At 68.3% G+C, this 17,826-nt stretch carries 20 protein-coding genes and 1 pseudogene; 13 read left to right on the forward strand and 8 right to left on the reverse strand.

The window, feature by feature from the left end; all coding sequences use genetic code 11:
- Positions 1–221 precede the first annotated feature (221 nt).
- Positions 222–527 carry a hypothetical protein gene (locus ACFFN1_RS06430; RefSeq protein WP_376839668.1) on the forward strand — a complete coding sequence of 102 codons (306 nt, stop codon included), beginning with the start codon at positions 222–224 and terminating at the stop codon, positions 525–527.
- Between the two features lie 6 nt (positions 528–533).
- Here the strand turns inward: ACFFN1_RS06430 and ACFFN1_RS06435 are convergent, their stop codons facing one another.
- Together ACFFN1_RS06435 and ACFFN1_RS06440 are read right to left on the reverse strand one after the other, a co-directional pair.
- Positions 534–1,085 (reverse strand): GNAT family N-acetyltransferase, encoded by a 552-nt coding sequence (locus ACFFN1_RS06435; protein ID WP_376839670.1) that lies wholly within the window; start codon positions 1,083–1,085, stop codon positions 534–536.
- A complete protein-coding gene (locus ACFFN1_RS06440; protein ID WP_376839671.1) occupies positions 1,082–2,029 on the reverse strand; it encodes an ornithine cyclodeaminase family protein in 948 nt (315 codons plus the stop codon). The genes ACFFN1_RS06435 and ACFFN1_RS06440 overlap by 4 nt, the downstream gene beginning before the upstream one ends.
- A 117-nt stretch (positions 2,030–2,146) precedes the next feature.
- On the opposite strand from ACFFN1_RS06440, the gene ACFFN1_RS06445 reads away from it, so the two are divergent.
- The 4 genes from ACFFN1_RS06445 to ACFFN1_RS06460 all read left to right on the forward strand — a co-directional run bounded on the left by ACFFN1_RS06445 (position 2,147) and on the right by ACFFN1_RS06460 (position 5,650).
- Positions 2,147–2,803 carry a hypothetical protein gene (locus tag ACFFN1_RS06445; RefSeq protein WP_376839673.1) on the forward strand — a complete coding sequence of 219 codons (657 nt, stop codon included), beginning with the start codon at positions 2,147–2,149 and terminating at the stop codon, positions 2,801–2,803.
- 518 nt (positions 2,804–3,321) lie between these two features.
- Positions 3,322–3,573 carry a hypothetical protein gene (locus ACFFN1_RS06450; protein ID WP_376839675.1) on the forward strand — a complete coding sequence of 84 codons (252 nt, stop codon included), beginning with the start codon at positions 3,322–3,324 and terminating at the stop codon, positions 3,571–3,573.
- Positions 3,574–3,727: 154 nt separating this feature from the next.
- Positions 3,728–4,042 (forward strand): GNAT family N-acetyltransferase, encoded by a 315-nt coding sequence (locus tag ACFFN1_RS06455; protein WP_376839677.1) that lies wholly within the window; start codon positions 3,728–3,730, stop codon positions 4,040–4,042.
- Positions 4,043–4,192: 150 nt separating this feature from the next.
- Positions 4,193–5,650: an NAD-dependent succinate-semialdehyde dehydrogenase gene (locus ACFFN1_RS06460; RefSeq protein WP_376839679.1), complete on the forward strand. Its 1,458-nt coding sequence runs from the start codon at positions 4,193–4,195 to the stop codon at positions 5,648–5,650.
- Positions 5,651–5,813: 163 nt separating this feature from the next.
- On the opposite strand, the gene ACFFN1_RS06465 is transcribed toward ACFFN1_RS06460, so the two are convergent.
- The 4 genes from ACFFN1_RS06465 to galU all read right to left on the reverse strand — a co-directional run bounded on the left by ACFFN1_RS06465 (position 5,814) and on the right by galU (position 9,979).
- Positions 5,814–7,685, reverse strand: a complete 1,872-nt coding sequence (locus tag ACFFN1_RS06465; RefSeq protein ID WP_376839681.1) for a hypothetical protein — start codon at positions 7,683–7,685, stop codon at positions 5,814–5,816.
- Between the two features lie 134 nt (positions 7,686–7,819).
- A complete protein-coding gene (locus ACFFN1_RS06470; RefSeq protein WP_376839683.1) occupies positions 7,820–8,428 on the reverse strand; it encodes a GNAT family N-acetyltransferase in 609 nt (202 codons plus the stop codon).
- 7 nt (positions 8,429–8,435) lie between these two features.
- Entirely contained in the window at positions 8,436–9,065 is a 630-nt protein-coding gene (locus tag ACFFN1_RS06475; protein ID WP_376839685.1) for a hypothetical protein, read from the reverse strand.
- 8 nt (positions 9,066–9,073) lie between these two features.
- Positions 9,074–9,979: a UTP--glucose-1-phosphate uridylyltransferase GalU gene (gene galU, locus ACFFN1_RS06480; protein ID WP_376839687.1), complete on the reverse strand. Its 906-nt coding sequence runs from the start codon at positions 9,977–9,979 to the stop codon at positions 9,074–9,076.
- 33 nt (positions 9,980–10,012) lie between these two features.
- Here galU and ACFFN1_RS06485 point away from each other — a divergent pair, with 33 nt between their 5' ends.
- The gene (locus tag ACFFN1_RS06485; protein ID WP_376839688.1) at positions 10,013–10,648 is read left to right on the forward strand and encodes a 5-formyltetrahydrofolate cyclo-ligase; all 636 of its coding nucleotides are present in this window, start codon (positions 10,013–10,015) and stop codon (positions 10,646–10,648) included.
- Positions 10,639–10,833: pseudogene (locus ACFFN1_RS06490) on the forward strand (FmdB family zinc ribbon protein); the annotation flags it as partial. The gene ACFFN1_RS06485 and the pseudogene ACFFN1_RS06490, both read left to right, overlap by 10 nt.
- 26 nt (positions 10,834–10,859) lie before the next feature.
- Here the strand turns inward: ACFFN1_RS06490 and ACFFN1_RS06495 are convergent.
- Positions 10,860–11,099: a hypothetical protein gene (locus ACFFN1_RS06495; RefSeq protein WP_376839970.1), complete on the reverse strand. Its 240-nt coding sequence runs from the start codon at positions 11,097–11,099 to the stop codon at positions 10,860–10,862.
- Between the two features lie 126 nt (positions 11,100–11,225).
- Here ACFFN1_RS06495 and ACFFN1_RS06500 point away from each other — a divergent pair, with 126 nt between their 5' ends.
- The 4 genes from ACFFN1_RS06500 (at position 11,226) to ACFFN1_RS06515 (ending at position 14,661) form a co-directional block, all read left to right on the forward strand.
- Entirely contained in the window at positions 11,226–11,957 is a 732-nt protein-coding gene (locus ACFFN1_RS06500) for an SAF domain-containing protein (protein WP_376839689.1), read from the forward strand.
- A 205-nt stretch (positions 11,958–12,162) separates the two neighbouring features.
- Positions 12,163–12,615: a large conductance mechanosensitive channel protein MscL gene (gene mscL / locus ACFFN1_RS06505; protein ID WP_376839691.1), complete on the forward strand. Its 453-nt coding sequence runs from the start codon at positions 12,163–12,165 to the stop codon at positions 12,613–12,615.
- Positions 12,616–12,741: 126 nt separating this feature from the next.
- Positions 12,742–13,662, forward strand: coding sequence for a DedA family protein (locus tag ACFFN1_RS06510; RefSeq protein ID WP_376839693.1), 921 nt, complete (start codon positions 12,742–12,744; stop codon positions 13,660–13,662).
- Between the two features lie 24 nt (positions 13,663–13,686).
- Entirely contained in the window at positions 13,687–14,661 is a 975-nt protein-coding gene (locus tag ACFFN1_RS06515) for a serine/threonine dehydratase (protein ID WP_376839694.1), read from the forward strand.
- 3 nt (positions 14,662–14,664) lie between these two features.
- Here ACFFN1_RS06515 and ACFFN1_RS06520 read toward each other — a convergent pair whose 3' ends face one another.
- A complete protein-coding gene (locus ACFFN1_RS06520; protein WP_376839696.1) occupies positions 14,665–15,288 on the reverse strand; it encodes a TetR/AcrR family transcriptional regulator in 624 nt (207 codons plus the stop codon).
- Positions 15,289–15,377: 89 nt separating this feature from the next.
- Here ACFFN1_RS06520 and ACFFN1_RS06525 point away from each other — a divergent pair, with 89 nt between their 5' ends.
- Both ACFFN1_RS06525 and ACFFN1_RS06530 read left to right on the forward strand, forming a co-directional pair.
- Positions 15,378–16,379, forward strand: coding sequence for a hypothetical protein (locus ACFFN1_RS06525; protein WP_376839698.1), 1,002 nt, complete (start codon positions 15,378–15,380; stop codon positions 16,377–16,379).
- Between the two features lie 122 nt (positions 16,380–16,501).
- Positions 16,502–17,824 (forward strand): MFS transporter, encoded by a 1,323-nt coding sequence (locus ACFFN1_RS06530; protein WP_376839700.1) that lies wholly within the window; start codon positions 16,502–16,504, stop codon positions 17,822–17,824.
- The last annotated feature ends 2 nt before the right edge of the window (positions 17,825–17,826 follow it).

Raw genomic sequence — 17,826 nt, forward strand, 5'->3', positions numbered from 1 at the left:
CGTGGTAGATCAGGTGGTTAGCGCTTCTGATCCTCGGGGACCTCGACCCCTACCCGCCAACCAGCACCCGACGAACCTCACCCCCACCGGATGTCCGAAGAGCCGTGAAACCCGCCGCGCGAGCGTCCCCGAGCGTGAAGGCTGGCGCAAGTTCGAGTATTGGCATCCGAGCCTCCTAACTCTTGACACATCAAGTGTGCCTGTAGAGGGTTAGGAGGACAATGCATGTGCGCCTCAACCTCGCCGGCTGGCTGACGATGATCCCGCCGCTGCTCGCCATGGCGTGCGTCGTCGGACTGACCAACGGGGCCACCGCCGCCGAGGTGTCGGTCATCGGCTTGTGCCTGGCGATGACCGCCGCCGCGCACGCACTCACGACGATCTCCCCGAAGCGCCTGTCGACCGGCGGCACCTCGGTGTTCGGCACGACGACATTGACGTTCCTCATCGCCGGCATCATCCTCCACACGCTCGTCGCCCACAGCCTGCCGCTGGGCACACGCCGCGAGCGCCTGGCGATCGGCTGAGGCTCCTCAGCCCAGCCGCTTCTCCAGGATCGCGAACTCCAGATCATCTCGCTTGGGGATCCCGAAGCGCTCATCACCGTACGGGAACGGCTCGATCTCGCCGGTGTCCGTGTAGCCGCGGCGCTCGTAATAGGCGATGAGCTCGCTGCGCTGCCGGATGACGCTCATTCGGATCCGGGTGGCACCCCAGTTCTCCTCAACCCACGCCTCGGCCCAGGCCATGAGCTTCGAACCGGTGCCGGTGCCCTGCGCGATCGGAGCGACGGCGAACATGCCGAGGTAGGCACACGCGTTATCGCGTTCGACGAGCTGCACGGTCGCCAGCGGCGTGCTGTCAATTGCGCGCACGAGGAACACGACGGTGCCGGGTTCGGCCAGGGTCTCGGCGGCCAGCTGCTCATCGAGGCGCTGCCCGTTGAGCAGGTCGGCCTCGGTCGTCCAGCCCGCCCGCGAGGCGTCCCCGCGGTAGGCGGACTCGATGAGCGCCACCCAGTCGGGGATGTCGGCTGCGCCCACCTGCACGGGGGCGAAGACCTCTTCTCCTGCCGGTGTCGTCACCGCTCGAGCGCCTCGTACACGGCTGAGGCGATCGCCAGGTCCTCCCACGACATGCCCGAGGTCTTGAAAACCACCGGCTTGTCCGGATCGAGGATCGCGGTGCCCTTGCTCACGACGTCGCGGAAGGTCACGACGTCGTCGATTGTCAGTTCGTTCTCCGCGATCGCCAGCACCAGGTCTCCGCATTCGGCCGCGGCGGTGTGCTTGGCTTCGACGATGACGGTGCCGCGGCCGAGCAGCTCGGCCGGCAGCTCACGGCTGTCCGGGGAATGGGAGCCGATCGCCACGACGACCGCGTCCTTGCGGATGCTGGCGGCATTGAACAGCGGCTCGGAGGCCGAGGTCGCGGTGATGATGAGGTCGCAGTCGGCCAGTGCCTGCTCGGCCCCTTCGCTGCCGGAGAGGATCGGGGAGCCGCTCAGCCCGCGGTCGGCGAGACCGGAGAGCACCTCATCGGCGCGTTCCAGGCTCCTGACGCCGACCTTGACGTCGCGGATCTGCGTGACCGCCGCGGTCGCGTCGACGTGCGGCAGAGCCTGCGGGCCGACTCCGTAGACCGCCAGGCGCACGCCGTCGGGGAACCGCTGCTCGATGACGTCCTTGACGCCGGCCAGTGAGACGGCCGGGGTGCGGATGTTCGTGATCGCGATCCCGTCGAGGTAGGCGAGAGTGGTGTGGTTGTAGGAGTCGAGCAGCAGGTAGCTGCCCTGGATGCGCGGATGCCCGTCATCGGGGTTGTCCGGGGTGACGGTCAGGGCCTTGAACCCGCAGTAGCGGCCGAGTTCGGCTGGCATGAAGAGGAACTCGCCGCGGCTGAGCTCAGCCGACACCCGCGCGGAATCGTCTGCGGGGTCGAAGCCCCCGGCCAGCGCGTTGCGCAGCGCCTCGATCGCCTGTCCGTAATCCATGTGGGCGAGAATCGTGTCACCGTCGATGATCTTCATGGGTCCTCCCGGGTTGGGCCTGCGGCGGTCTCCCACCAGCCTAGCGGGCAGAGCGCCCCGCGTCCGGGCCGCTCGCATGACGGGAGTAGAGTCATCATCTGGATGCTGACTGCGAGCATGACCGTGGTGCTCATCGCCTGGGTGATACCGCGCGTTAGCCAGCATCTGGCCCGCGGATCGCTGCCGGAGTGGAGCCCCCTTCTCATCGTCGGCATCCTCGCAGCCTTGGCCATCAGGCGGATGCTGGCCATTCAGCTCAGTTTCATGATCCCCGGCGCGCTCGTCGAGCGCAGAGTCGCCGACATGCCCGGGCCTGCACCTGTCCGGGTTTTGGACTTTGTTCCGGCCCTCGCCTCTGCGATCGTCAGAATCGGAAGCATCATCTTGTGCCTGCGCGCTTCTGCGGGAATGGCAGAGAACGCCCAGCTCTATGTCAGCGCCGTGCTCGTCGTCACCGGCATCGCCACTGCAGCGCGTGCCATCGGCGACAGCGTGTCGTGGGTGCTGGAGAGGTGCGCGAGCCTGCGCCTCAACACCCTGTACTGGCCAGCTGCCGACACGGCAGCCAGCGCAGCCTGTCTGACCGGTGCAGCACTGTTGACCGGCACCAGCTTCGTCATTAATTTGGGCTCTTGCGCCGCCGCTGTCTGCATTGCCGTAGCCGTGGCCCGTCGCTCCCTGGGCGACAACCGGCACTCCCCCGGACTCCTCGAGACTTTGTGTCCACGCTTCGACCCAGCACCGATTCTGACGAAAAGACGGTTACGCACATGAGCGGCGAGAGGACGGAGACGAATCGGAGCTGCGGAGCCTACTACGACTAAAGTCCAGATTCACCAACCGATCATGCTGGCCTAAATTGAGCGCATGACGACTGCTACGAAACACCGCAGACCCCCTCTCCGCACTAGCCTCATGACCACCTCCACCGCAATCATCTTCGCTCTGACATTCGGGCTTGCCCCGGCAACCGCTGCGCCATCATCCGCCCACGAAAACCATCAGGTGCAGTCATCGTCGGCCCGTTCCACATCTGCGCATCACACGGCATCCAGCGCAGGGCACATCGGAACCGGCATGTCCAGGCTCGCAACCGGCAACATGTACATGTCAGCAGGAAGTCTCTGTGGAATCGCTGCCGCCCCAGCTCCAATGCACACGAAGCGAGACTGCGACCGACAGCATGACCGGGGGGCAGCGCAGTGCCGCCGAATCAAGAACGCAAAGGCCAAGGCGGTATGCTGGAGTGCCTTGATGGTGAGGTACGCAGCCTGCTTGGCTGGTGCAAACGGATGACTGAGCGCGGCTGGCTGACCCGGGAGTATGAACCGGTCAACGGGAAGCGAGTTCACATCTGCGTCTCCTGGCCGCGCAAGGCTCGACCCGAGCCTGACTCGGAGTGGCTGTCCATCGTCCGCTCCCGCGGCTTGAGCACCGACATCGACAAGGAGATCTACGGAGTCGATGAGGTGCAGGCTATGGAACTGGCGATCTACCTCCTCGTCTCACTGGAAGCCAGCAACGGGCTTTCTCTTCCCGACTGACTTAGCCGGCTCGCCCGGACGTGCCAGCCGTGGTCACGTCCGTGCCGGCCGGTAGTATCGAAACCATGGACAACGTCATCAGGTGAGGACACTGCCGTTCCCGAGGCGGTCGAGACGCCCAGCCGGCCGCCGGCAGGCCGACGAAAGGACGCACATGGACATCACCGTCGACTCCGAGACCTTCACCCTGGCCCACGATGCCGAGGCCGGCCGGTACACCATCAGCCATGACGGCGAGCAGATTGGGTTCGCCGACTACCACCAGTCCGGTCAGGCAGCTGCCGGGGGCATCCGCGACTTCGACCACACCGTCGTCTCCCCTGCGTGGGGCGGACGTGGGCTGGCCGGCGCGCTCGTCGACTACGCACTCACCGACACCGTCGATGCCGGCTACCGGATCCGCCCGACGTGTTCGTATGTCGAGGGCTACGTCGGCAAGCACCCGCAGTGGCAGGACCACCTCGCCTGATCCCCCACCCCAGCTGACCGGCTCCTGCGCCGGTCAGCGCTGCGGTGTCTCATGTGCGCTCAGCCCGGCTTCACAATGTGCCGTCGCGGTCTAGACTGGCAGCGGAACCCCGCAGTTCCATACGAACTCTCGTTTCTCAAGGAGGCGAACATGGACATCCAGCCCATTCTGGACAAGGTCAACACCGGTCTCTTCATCAACGGCGAATGGCGCGATGCCGAAGGCGGCAAGACCATCGACGTCGAGAACCCGGCCACCGGCGAGGTCATCGCCAGCGTCGCCGACGGTTCGGCTGAGGACGCTCTCGAGGCGATCCGCGTCGCCGGTGAGAAGCAGGCCGAATGGGCTGCCGTCCCGGCCCGCGAGCGCGGTGAGATCCTGCGCCGCGCCTATGAGCTGCTCATGGAGCGCCAGGAGGACATCGCCGCAGTCATGACGGCTGAGATGGGCAAGGGCCTCGCCGAGTCCCGCGGCGAGGTCGCGTACGGCGCCGAGTTCTTCCGCTGGTTCGCCGAGGAGGCCGTACGCATCACCGGTGACTTCACCCAGTCGCCTGACGGCAAGAATCGCGTCATCGTCTCCCGCGAACCGGTCGGCCCGGCGGTGCTCGTGACCCCGTGGAACTTCCCGCTGGCCATGGGCACCCGCAAGATCGGCCCGGCCATCGCCGCCGGCTGCACGATGGTGTTCAAGCCCGCCAAGCTCACCCCGCTGACCTCCCTCATGCTCGTCGACGTCCTCAAGGACGCCGGCCTGCCGGCAGGTGTGCTCAACGTCGTCACCTCGGCGTCGGCCCGCCGCGTCGTGACCCCGTGGATGGAGTCGAACATCGCCCGCAAGGTCACCTTCACCGGTTCGACCGAGGTGGGCGTCGGGCTGCTGGAGCAGGCCGCCAAGAACGTCATGAAGCCCTCGATGGAGCTCGGCGGCAACGCCCCGTTCGTCGTCTGCGAGGACGCCGACCTGGACAAGGCCGTCGAAGGCGCGATGCAGGCGAAGATGCGCAACATCGGCGAAGCCTGCACGGCAGCCAACCGCTTCTTCGTCCACTCCTCGCTCGCCGAGGAGTTCGCGCAGCGCATCGCTGAGCGGATGGGCCAGCTGACGATCGGCAACGGTCTGGATGAGAACAACTCGGTCGGCCCGCTCGTCGAGGACAAGGCCCGTGAGAAGGTCAGCTCGCTCGTCGACGACGCCGTGGCGAAGGGCGCAACGGTCCTCACCGGCGGCAAGAAGGTCGACGGCCCCGGCTACTTCTACGAGCCGACCGTGCTGACGAACGTCTCGGAGGACTGCGAGATCCGCCGCGAGGAGATCTTCGGCCCCGTCGCCCCGATCTTCACCTTCGACACCGATGAGCAGGCCATCGAGATGGCCAATGAGACTGACTTCGGTCTGGCCGGCTACCTCTTCACCGAGAACCTCTCACGCGGCCTCAAGCTCTCCGAGCAGCTGCAGTGCGGCATGGTCGGCCTCAACACCGGTCTTGTGTCGAACCCGGGTGCGCCCTTCGGCGGCATGAAGCAGTCCGGCCTCGGCCGTGAGGGCGGCCGCGTCGGCATCGAGGAGTTCCTCGAGGTCAAGTACATCGCCACGCCGCGCGCCTGACGCCGGCACCTGCGCAGCTGAAGAGCCCCGAACCACATCGGTTCGGGGCTCTTCTGCGTCTGTGCTGGCAGCGGTCTGTGCCGACCTCAGCCTGTGCTGGTCTCTCTGCGTGTGCTAGTGTGCCGTCGGCCGATGGCGGCCGACGGCTTCACCGGCAGCCGGTTCAGGCGCGGCGCCGGGCGAGCACGTCGTCGATGCTGGCCACGCCAGCGCCGGAGTCCGTGCCGGTGGCCTTGAAGCGGATCGCGGTACGGCCATGGGAGAGCGGGCCGGCTGCGTCATCGTCCCGCGCGGCATCCTCGAGCTCCGGGCGGTAGCCGAGCTCAGCGGCGAACATCTCCGCCAGCGATTCGCGCGACTGCGGTTCCAGCGTGAACGAGCTGGCATCGGCCACGACCGGCTCCGGCTGCTCGCGGGCGACGACCGGGGCGTCGACGTAGGTGGGCTTGGGCAGCGGGTTGGGCTTCCAGCCGGTTGCCTGCAGGCGCTGGGCGAAGGGATCGGCCATCGCCGAGGTGTCGGTCGCCTCGGCGTCCGCGCCAGCCTCAGCATCGTCAGCGATCTCGGCATCGGCTTCGGCATCGTCAGCGGCTTCAGCAGTGGTGGCGGCTGCGTCTGCGGAGTCTTCGGCGGCGCGCGGCTTCGGTCCAAAGCTCAGCGACAGGGACTCCGGGGTGGTCCGCGAGATGGTGACGGAGGTATCCGTCTCCGCTGCGTAGTCCTCGCCGGAGGTGTCCTCGGTGGCTTCCGAGGCCGGGGGGTCCTCAACGGCGGCGGTCTCGGCTTCCGGTGCAGACTCCTCTGCGGCCGGCTGGGCGGTGTCCTTCGCAGCGGCTTCCGCTGCGGTGGACTCGGTCTCAGATGCCGGCGACTCCGGCTGGGCTGCGTCGACATCGATGATGTGACGGGGGAAGCGGCGAGCCTGGGCAGACGGGCGTGGGGCGCGCGCTGCGGCCGGTGCCGGGCGTTCGGCATCGCTCTGGGCAGTCGCCTCAGCCTCCACATCTGCGCGGGCCTGCACGGCCTCGCGGGTCTGCCCGGCTTCGCTGGCCTGGGCGGTCTCATAGGCGCGCGGAGCCTCGGCCACCGGGCTGGCAGCCTCCTTCCGCAGGGCGCGCACCCGCTTGTTGAGCTCACCGACGAGCAGCACCGCACCGCCGGCGAGCACTGCTGCCAGCAGCGGCACAGCCCAGGGCAGCACGCTGAAGGCTGCGAGCACGGCGGTGACGAGGGCAGCGGCGAGCATGCCGAGGAACACGACGGAGATCATCGGGATGACCGAGCGGATGCCGGCGATCTTCTCAGCGGTCTTCGCATCGACCGGGGCAGCCGGCCGGCCCGCGGGGCGAGCGGCACGATCTGCGGGGGCACCGCCTCGGGAACGGTGGGAACCGGGACCACCGACCGGGCCGGCGCTGCCCGAACCCGAGATGCGGGCGCCGGCGGCAGCTCCCGCGGCGCGGGTGCCGGCCGGGCGGGCGGAGTCGAGGTGACGACGCAGGTGAGCCGGCATGGCGGCAGGTCGGCCGCGGTGCGAGGTGGTGGGTCCGGCTTCAGTGGTGTTCGTCATCGTGGCATCCAGAGGGTTGAAGGGTCGGCGGTCGCGTGGCGTCATCGTCTGTGCTGCGGAGTGCAGCTGCGTCAGGGAGAGGGTCTCTCCGACAGCCACCGGGAGTTCGATGCACTCCGGTTCGGCTGCTGGCGCCTGCACCGCATCGGCAGGCTCCGCACCGCCGTCGATGATCGACAGGGTGGGGGCGGGACGGCGCAGGCTCAGCTGGGCCGGTTCGGAGACGACATCGACTGCTGGCGGTGGTGCGAAGCGGACAGCCGGGGTGGAGGCGGTGAAGAGCTCCGGGCGGGCGGGTTCTGCAGTGCAGGGCTCGGCTGCCGGAGGCTGGCAGATCTCGGCGGTTTCCGGCACCTCATTGAGCTCGCGCTGTGCTGCTGCGCGCTCCGTTCGCCGCAGAAGAGCCGGCAACGTGAACGCGAAGAGCACGACGAGTGCGATGAGAATCGTGATGCTTGCCTCCACACCACAACTGTAGGTCCGCAGCGACTGTCACGATCGGATCACGATGGGTGTGTCGAGAATCTGCCGCGGCCGCCGCCTGGCGGCCGGCACAGCCGGCAGTTCAGGGGCACCCGGCTCTGAGGCAGGCCAGCGGCTCAGTGGGCGGCCGGGGGCTGGGCGCGGTTCCGATGCCAGTAGTTGAGCAGTCCGAAGGGCACGTCCTCGCGCAGGAGCGCGAAGCTCGCGTGATCGGCCCAGGCACCGTCGATGTGCATATAGCGTTCGCGCAGTCCCTCATAGCGGAAGCCGAGCTTCTCGACCACCCGCAGGCTGGCGGTGTTCTCCGGGCGGATGTTGATCTCCATCCGGTGCAGTCCCAGCCCGGAGAAGCAGTAGTCGGTCGCCAGTGCCACCGCCGTCGGGGTGTGGCCGCGGCCGGCGAGCTGCTCATCGATCCAATAGCCCAGCTGCGCGCTCATGAGCGAGCTCCACTGGAACCCGGAGACCGTCAGCTGCCCGCGCAGCCGCCCGCCGATGTCGATGACGAAGGGCAGCAGCCGGCCGGATTTCGCCTGCCGGTGCAGCAGCCGGCGCAGATGGTGGAAGTCCGCCGGGTCTCCCCCGCGCGGATCGGTCGCCTCCCACGGGCTCAGCCAGCGGTGGTTGCGGATGCGCACCTCTTTGTAGTCCTTCGCATCGCTCCGGGTCATCGGGCGCAGCAGCACCTCATCGGAGCGCAGCTCGACCGGCCAGAATCCGCTCATCGATCCCTCACCGGTCGCGCGGCGGCCCGCTGGGGGTGCGGTTGAGCGGGACGACCTTGGGCCGCAGGTCGTGGACATCGGCCTCGGTATCGGAGTCGGCGCTGTCGTCTGCGGCTTCCTCGTCGAGTTCGTCGAGGACCTCGAGGATGATCGCCCCGACCTCCTGGATCGCCGACTGCACACCGGTGACGTCATCGGGCAGGCTGAGCACGACGGTGGTGCCGATCCAGCCGCAGACCGGGGACTCGAACACCGCGCGGGCATAGCCGGCGTCGAGCTGGGCGCGGCGGATCGCCTGCACCAGCCCCGGCACCTCAGCGTCGAGCGCACCGCTGAGCGCGGCACTCAGCTCGCAGCCCAACCCCACCCCGAGGCGGCCGACGACGGCCACCGCCCGGATGGGGCTGCCAGCCGCACAGGCGGAGGCGAGCCGCTCATGCAGCTCGTCGCCGACCTCGGCGGCGGTCGTCTCGACGTCGAAACCGTAGTCGTCGAGCATCGTCTTCGCCGCCTCGGCTGCGGCCATGAGCCTGCGGCCGGCCAGCGGGTGGGCCGGGCCGGCGGCGATGACGAGAGCCCGATAGGATTCGACGGCCTGCAGCGGTCCGCCGAAGGTGCTGCCGAACAGTCCGGTCACCTGCGGTCTCAGCTGTCGAGGCCGGCGACGTACTCGCGCAGCCAGCCGTTGAGCTCCTCGCCCAGGTCGTCGCGGCGTCCGGCCAGCGTGATGACGGCCTTGAGGTAGCTGATCTTGTCGCCGGTGTCGTAGCGGTCACCGGAGAATACGACACCGTAGACGCCCGTGGAATTCGGGTCGGCGGCCAGGGTCTGCAGGGCGTCGGTCAGCTGGATCTCATTGCCGCGTCCGGGCGGGGTCTTGTGCAGGACGGGGAAGATCTCCGGGGCGAGCACGTAGCGGCCGATGATCGCCAGGTTGCTCGGCGCCTCGGACGGGTCGGGCTTCTCGACGAGGCCGGTGACGCGCACCGCGCCGTCGACGTCGGTCTCCTCGACTGCCGCGCAGCCGTAGAGGCTGACCTCGTCCTGCGGGACCTCCATGAGCGCGACGACGGAGCCGCCGGTCTGCTGCTGGACGGCGATCATCTTCTCCAGGATCGGATTGGCCTCATCGATGAGATCGTCGCCGAGCATGACGGCGAAGGGCTCACGGCCGACATGCAGTTCGCTCTTGAGGACCGCATGTCCGAGTCCGAGCGGATCGCCCTGGCGCACGTAGTGGATGTTCGCCAGCTCCGAGGAGTGCTGCACGGCAGCGAGCTTCTTCGCATCGCCCTTGGCTTCGAGTGCGCGCTCGAGGCCGTCGACGCGGTCGAAATGGTCCTCCAGCGGGCGCTTGTTGCGGCCGGTGATCATGAGGATGTCGTCGAGTCCGGCGTTGACGGCTTCTTCGACGACGTACTGGATAGCCGGCTTGTCGACGACCGGCAGCATCTCCTTGGGGGTGGCTTTGGTGGCCGGCAGGAAGCGGGTGCCGAGGCCGGCGACGGGGATGACAACCTTGCGCACGGGGGCGTTGCTATTCTCAGTCATGTCCCACAGTCTACGCATGCGAAGGGAACCCCGATGACCCGCACCGGGGATGCAGCGGCCAAGGCGCAGCTGCGCAGCCGCATCCGCGCTGATCGCAGGGCCCGTGACGGCTCCGGCGCCGACTTCGCTCGCGTGCTCGACTCCTGCCTGCCGGACGCCGGTGCGATCCTGGCCTATGCGGCGCTGGCTGGGGAGCCGGATCTCGATGCCTTCCTCAATGCCGCCCGCGCGCGCGGGCGCACAGTCTATCTGCCTGTCACCACCCCTGGTGAGCCGCTGCGCTTCGGCCGGCTGTCCGGCCCGATGGCCGCGCTGCCGCGGGTGGGCCGCTGGCAGATCCGGGAGCCGGAGGCTGAGCTGACCGCCGCCGAGGTGGTGGCTGGGACCGAGCAGCATCCTGCCGTCGGCGTGGTGTTCGTGCCGGGGCTTGCCTACAGTTCCGCAGGCGCCCGGCTGGGCAATGGGGGCGGGTTCTACGATCGGACCTTCGGGCCCCAGGGGCAGGTGCCGGCCGGCTCGGCGGGGGTGCCGTTCATCGGTGTCTGCTACGCCGCTGAGGCCGGGCTGGCGGTGCGGGCCGAGGAGTGGGATCTGCAGGTGAGCGCGGTGGCGACGGAGCTGGGCGTGCGGCCGGTGGCGGCCGGCAGCGGCGCCGGCGCATGCGAGTAGGGCTATACTTCTCTACGGATTTTCGCCCGTCAGAGAGGTCTGCTGTGCCCACCTACGCCTACCGCTGCACCGAGTGCTCCCATCCCTTCGATATTCATCAGGCCTTCACTGACGATGCACTCACCGTCTGCCCGGAGTGCCGCGGACGGCTGCGGAAGGTGTTCGGTTCGATCGGTGTGAGCTTCAAGGGTTCGGGCTTCTACCGCAACGATCACGGTGCGACCTCCGGCGGGTCCGGCTCTGATGGTTCGAGCGGGTCCGGCGCGGACAGCGGTTCCTCCAGCACAGGTAGCGGGAGCGGTTCGGCCTCGGGTGGGTCGGCCTCCGGTGACTCGTCGGCGAGCGGGTCATCGTCGAGTGGGAGCTCCGGTGCGGCGAGCCCGCCATCTGCAGGCGCTGCATCGACCTCGTCGTCCTCTGCGTCATAACCACCCGCCAACATCCCCGTCATTCCGGCATCCCTGCAGGTCAGCACTGCTGACGACCGCCGAACGGCTGTGGATGGACAGGGTGCGCTCATCCACAGGCCACCGGCAGAGCAGCCGCAGATGCCGCACCGGTCCCGCATGCTCGGGTCATGATCTTCTCGCGCATCCGCCGTCTCCTGCCCTTCGGGCAGCCATCGCCGCCTGCCTCCGGGCCCACCGCACACACAGCGACCGGCACCTCGGCTGCGACACACACCGGTGTGTCGCTCAGGCGCCGGCGCATCCTCGGCGCGGCGGCACTGGCGGTGGCGACGATGCTCGCTGTCTGGCTCATCATTCCGCGCACCGGCGGCCAGCAGGTGCTCATCGCCAGCGCGCCGATCGCAGCCGGAGCTGAGATCACCGCCAGCGATGTCTCACTCGCCCGGTTCCCTGCTGAGCTCGTCCCGGAAGGCGCGCTGACCGATGCAGCCGCTGCGGTCGGATCGACGGCGACCGCCCATGTGGCCTCCGGCGCGGTGCTGACCGAGCAGACGATCCTCGCCCCGCGAGCCGAACCGCTGCCGGAGGGCATGGTGGCGCTGCCGGTCGAGGTCGGCGACGCGGCAGCAGCGCACGTCCTGCAGCCGGGACATCATGTGCGAGTGTTCGCCGCCGGGGCCGGTGGCGAGCTGCCCGATGCAGACGGTGATGTGCCGGCAGGTCTGGGGCGCGGCTCAGCGGTCGTCGAGTCGGCGGTGGTGGAGTCTGTGCAGCAGACCGGTGCCGGACGCTCACCGCTGGATCGCTCGACGGTCGTGGTGCTGCGGGTGCATTCGGACGAAGCCGCAGCTTTGGCCGATATCGCCGGTTCCGCCCTCAGCTTCGCGGTGCTAAACTGATCCGCTGCGCACCACCGGAGGCGCAACGATATGACTGTGGTCACGATCCGGTGCCTGAATGCGCATTTCTGCATATATGTGTGCCGCCTGAGGGTTAGTTGAAACCTGAATTCCTGTCCCGTGGCGGGTACGATCTATGTGTCAATGAGACAGTCGGCGTGTGCTTGCGCGCCCAAGCTGCTGTACACCCGAAAGGACTTCCACAATGCTCAAGGGCTTCAGAGACTTCATTCTCCGCGGCAATGTCATCGAACTCGCGACCGCGGTCATCATCGGCGGCGCCTTCACAGCGATCGTCACCGCGATCTCCGACAAGGTCATCAACCCGCTCATCGCTGCGATCGGTTCGGCCGAGTCGCCGGCCCTGTCGTTCTACCTGCGTGAGGGCGTCGAAGCGACCAAGGTCGACATCGGCGCGGTCATCACCTCCTGCATCAACTTCCTCATCGTCGCTGCTGTCGTCTACTTCGTCATCATCATGCCGATGAACAAGATCAACGAGCTGCGCAAGCGCGGCGCCCCGGAGGACGAGGTTCCGCCGACCTCCGAGGAGCTGCTCACCGAGATCCGCGACCTGCTGCAGAACCAGCAGAACGCTGCCGGCGGCGCCGGCCCGGACATGCCGAACTCCGCCGGCGACGGGCAGCCGCGCCACTGATATACGGCCAAGCCTCATGCACAGGGCCGGGAGGGATCATGCGGATCCCTCCCGGCCCTGTGTGTACCCCGTAAAGTGCCCGCGCTCAGCTGTCCTCACTGTGGGCAGCGGACTAATCTGTAGACCATGACCGACAACGAGTGCGGGATCCCCGACGACAACCAGCAGCCCGAACCGGCCGCTGCCCCATCCCCACGCGCCGAACAGCTCACCGACCCCGACGCCGCCGCCCCCGGCACTCCGGCCGCTGCCGAGGAACAGCCGGCCGACACCTCGGGCGCGGCAGCGGAGCAGGCACCTGGCGAGCCGCAGTCGTGGCAGGACGTCGCCCCCTGGCAGGGCAAGGCCACACCGGTGGACAAGCTGCTGCTCTTCGGACTCATGGGCGTGCCGCTGTTCTACATGGTGATGCTGCCGTTCCGCCCGCAGCTCATCGCCAGCCACCCGGTGCTGTTGGAGTTCCTCACCGGCGCGAAGTCCGCGATCGTCGGCGCTGCCGCCTTCGCTCGGATCGGCGAGCTGCCGCTCACCCTCGTGTTCATCGCCGGCCTCATCGGCATGGCGAAGCTCGACTGGATGTTCTGGCTGGCCGGCCGCCGCTGGGGCGATGGCGCCGTGGACCTCTTCGCCCAGTCCGACCGTCAGCGCAAACGCTTCCGGCAGCTGAAGAACGTCCCGACCTGGCTGCTGCTGTTCTTCATCTTCATCTCGCGCGTGCCCGGCTTCCCCGGGCCGATCGCCTGGCTCGTCGCCGGTTACAGCCGGATGCCGCTGTGGCTGTTCCTCACCGCCCAGATCGCCGGAGCGGCTGCGATGACGGCGGTGTGGACCGCGCTGGGCTATCAGCTCGGGCAGGCCGCAGTCGATGTCATCCAGGTCATCGACCGCTATGCGGTGTGGATCTCGCTGGCGCTCGTCATCGGCATCGTCGGGTGGTCGACGGCCAAGACCATGCGCAGCGAAGCGAAGAAGGCCAAAGCCGCTGAAGCTGACGCAGCGGCAGAGGGCACAGCAGAGGCCTCGGCCGAGAACGAGATTCAGCGCTGAGCGCCCAGCAGTAGACTGACCGGCATGTCGATCGTTCCCACCCGCGATGAGATCGCTGCCGCCCATGCGCTCATCGGCGTGCGCATCCGCCGCACCCCGCTCATGGAGGTGCACCTGCCCTGCGGCACCCCGGTGAGGCTTAAGCTCGAGCTCTTCCAGCACACCGGCAGCTTCAAACCGCGCGGCGCCTTCACCGGTGCGCTCACCGCTGCCGAGGCGCCGCAGTCTCTCGTCGCCGCCTCCGGTGGCAATCATGGTCTGGCCGTCACCCATGTGGCTGCCGAGCTCGGCATCCCCGCACAGATCTTCGTGCCGAGCACCGCGCCGGAGGCTAAGGTCTCCCGACTGCAGGCGATGGGCGCGCAGGTGACGGTCACCGGCACGGTGTACGCCGATGCCTTCGCCGCCAGCCAGGAGGCCGCCGCACAGCCCGGCGCGCTCGCCCTGCACGCCTACGACTCCCCTGCCACCGTCACCGGCCAGGGCACGCTGGGCCGAGAGCTCGACGAGCAGCTGAGCCGCGAGCGGGCTGCTGTCGCTGGCAGCCCCGGCGCCGAGGTCGGCCGCCCGACCGTGCTCGTCGCCACCGGCGGTGGCGGTCTCGTCGGCGGGGTCGCTGCGTGGTTCGGTTCCAGCGCCCGTGTGGTGCCGGTCGAACCGGTGGGCTGCGCTGCACTGCACACCGCGCTGGCTGCCGGTGAGCGCACTGCCATCAGTCCGGCCGGCATCGCTGCTGATTCGCTCGGCGCGAGCACCATCGGCGAGATCTGCTTCGCCGTCGCCCAGCGCGATGACCTGCATCCGGTCCTCGTTGAGGATGAGGCGATCAGGCAGGCGCGCACCTGGCTGTGGCGCCAGACCCGCATCGCGGCCGAACCCGGCGGCGCGGCCGCTCTGGCCGCACTGCTGTCAGGCGCCTATCAGCCGCAGCCCGATGAAGATGTCACCGTCATCGTATGCGGCGCCAACGCCGACCCATCGGACCTGCCGCTGGTCTGAGGTTCATTCCTCGCGCTGCTCAGGTGCTGTCGCCGTCGGCTGCAGCGCCTGCTGGATGAGGGGTCCGACCATCGCCACGACCTCGCTGCGGTCCATGCTCGCCAGCGGCTCGAGGCGCAGCACATAGCGGATCGTGCAGATGCCGAGCAGATGTGAGAACGCGAAGATCGTGCCGGGCAGCTCGACATTGCCCGGCAGCATCTGCGCACTCCGTGGCGCTTCGGCGCTGATGACGTCCTGCAGGAGGGCGCGAGCCTCATCTGATTCGAGCGCTGTGCGCAGCACGGCGCGCGGGATCGCCGCGGACGGTTCCCTCTCCCAGACGTCCAGCCAGGCTTCGACGAGGCGCACACCGATCTCATCGATGTCGGCATCGGCAAGAGATTCCAAGATCACATCGCGCATCGCCGCCTGCTCCAGCACTGCCTCACGGAAGAGCCCTTCCTTGTCGCCGAAGAAGTGCCGCACGAGCGTCGGGTCGACACCTGCCTCCGTCGTGATCGCACGCAGCGACGTCCCGCTGTAGCCGGTCTCGGCGAACCGGCGCGCCGCGATCTGCAGCAGCTCCTTGCGTGTCTGCGACTCCCCAGGCGGCCGGCCCGTGCGCTTCTTCTGACTGCTTGCCATTCTTCACCCGCGCTGCAGATTCTGAGTCTGGAGACGAGCAGGCAAAGACCGCTTCACCACAGGACGACACCAAGCACACACCGTGGCCGGTGGCCGTCGGACTCGGCCTGGCAGTCTCCGTCCTCGTCGGTCTCGTCGCTGCAGCATTCCTGTGGCCGATCACGACCGGCAGCCCTCAGCACGTTCCGCTCGCCATCGCTGGGCCTGCCCCGGCAGTCTCAGTTGTTGAGGATCAGCTCGCGGCTCAGGATGAGGATCTTTTCGACCTCACCGAGGTGGCTGACCGCGATGCTGCCGTCGAGGCGATTGAGAAGCGGGAGGTCGTCGGCGCCATCGTCGTCGGCCCCGAGACAGAGATCCTCACCACCAGCGCCGGCAACCCGCAGGTGGCGCAGATGCTGGCGAAGATCGGCGAGGCAATGGAAGCCGCGCAGGCTGGCCAAGCCGCGCCGCCGGCCGGCGGCCAGCCCGGTGCTGAGCAGCCAGGCGCTGGTCAGCAGCCGCCCACAGTGAAGGTGACCGATGTCGTGCCCGCCGGCAGCGTCAGCGTCGCAGCCAACCTGACGATGATGCCCGGACTCATCGGCGGAATGGCCGGAGCCGTCGTCTCGCTGCTCGTCGTGCGCACGCCGATCCGACGGTTCGCAACCCTCGCCGCGGTCGCGACAGCAGGCGGACTGGTCGGTGCCGCAGTGCTCGGGCCTTGGTTCGATGTGCTCCAGGGCAACTACTGGCTCGCAGCCGCCGCCTTGGGCATGGGCATCCTCGCCATCAGCAGCTTCATCTCCGGCCTCGGCACAATGCTCGGACGCGGCGGCATGGTGCTGGGCATCCTCACCATCTTCTTCATCGCCAACCCGTGGGCCGGACTCTTCGCACCGCGGGAGTTCCTCTCCGAACCGATGGGAACGATCGGCGCCTATATGCCCAACGGCACCTTCGTCGACCTGCTGCGCTCGATCAGCTTCTTCCCCGATGCGCCCACCGGCGGCCACTGGCTGGTGCTGGCGATCTGGGCGGGTGCCGGGCTCCTCATGCTCGGCATCGGAGCTGCCCTCCAGCACCGTCGCACTGCCCGTCAGACTGTCTGACGACATCAGCGAAGCGCCGGGCGGGAGCATGCGTGCTGCCGCCCGGCGCTCGTGGCGCCGGCCGCTCATCCGGCTGGCGCCGTGCCGGCTCACGCGCAGTCGACTCACGTTAAGCTGTCTCGGTGGCACTCAGAGATCTGTTAGCGGATACGCGACCGCTGCGCACACCGACGTTCTGTCGGCTGTGGACGGCGAACATCGTCACCGTCATCGGCGCACAGATCACGATCGTTGCGATCCCAGCCCAGCTCTATGCAGTGACCGGACAGTCGAGCTATGTCGGTCTGGCCGGACTGTTCGGGCTCATTCCGCTGGTGATCTTCGGCCTCTACGGCGGTGCGCTGGCCGATGTCATGGATCGGCGGCTGCTCATGCCCGGCTCCGGTTTCGGGCTCGTGGCCGTCAGCTTCGCGCTCTTCGTCCTCTCTGCACTCGGCGCGCCGAATGTGTGGCTGATTCTGTCGGTCTATGCGCTCCAGCAGTCGTTCTTCGCGCTCAACCAGCCAGCCCGCACCGCGATCCTGCCGGCGCTCCTGCCCGGTGACCAGCTGCCGGTGGCCAATGCGCTGAATATGACGCTCATGACCTTCGGCGCAGTCGTCGGCCCGCTCGTCGGCGGCATGCTCATCCCGGTCATCGGGTTCTCCTTCCTCTATCTCTTCGACGCCTGCGCGCTGCTCGTGTCCGTGTGGGCCATCTGGCGTCTGCCGTCCCTGCCGCCGCAAACGGCCGCTGACACCGCTGACGCCGATGACGCTGCTGCTGCCGCTGAGGGTGGCACGCCGTCGCGGCGGCGCCGGGCCGGAGTGCGCAGCGTCATCGACGGATTCGCCTATCTCTTCACCGCGCCGGTGCTGCTCATGAGCTTCGTCGTCGACATCATCGCGATGGTCTTCGGGATGCCGCGCGCACTGTTCCCGCAGATCGCCCACGAGACCTTCAACGGCCCCAGCTCCGGCGGCGCTGTCTTCGCGATCCTCTCAGCCGCGGTTCCCCTCGGCGCGCTGCTCGGCGGGATCTTCTCCGGCTGGGTCTCCCGCGTCCACCGGCACGGCCTGGCGGCTGTCATCTGCATCCTCGTCTGGGGTGTCGGGATGACCGGCTTCGGGCTCATGCTGCCGGTGGCCGGACACTGGTGGATGCTCGCGCTCATCGGCGCGGTCGTGTTCCTGGCGATCGGCGGTGTCGCCGATGTGGTCTCCGCGGCCTTCCGCACGACGATCCTGCAGCAGGCCGCCGATGATGCCGTCCGCGGCCGCCTCCAGGGTGTCTTCATCGTCGTCGTGGCCGGCGGCCCGCGCATCGCCGATGTCCTCCACGGCTACGCCGCCACCGCCGTCGGCACCACCTGGGCGACCGCCGGCGGCGGGTTCCTCGTCATCATCGGCGTGCTCATCGCAGCCGCTGCCGCCCCGAGCTTCATCCGCTACCCCGCCCGCGGCTGACA

It is taken from the genome of Brevibacterium otitidis (assembly GCF_042429315.1).
Lineage (GTDB): Bacteria > Actinomycetota > Actinomycetes > Actinomycetales > Brevibacteriaceae > Brevibacterium > Brevibacterium otitidis.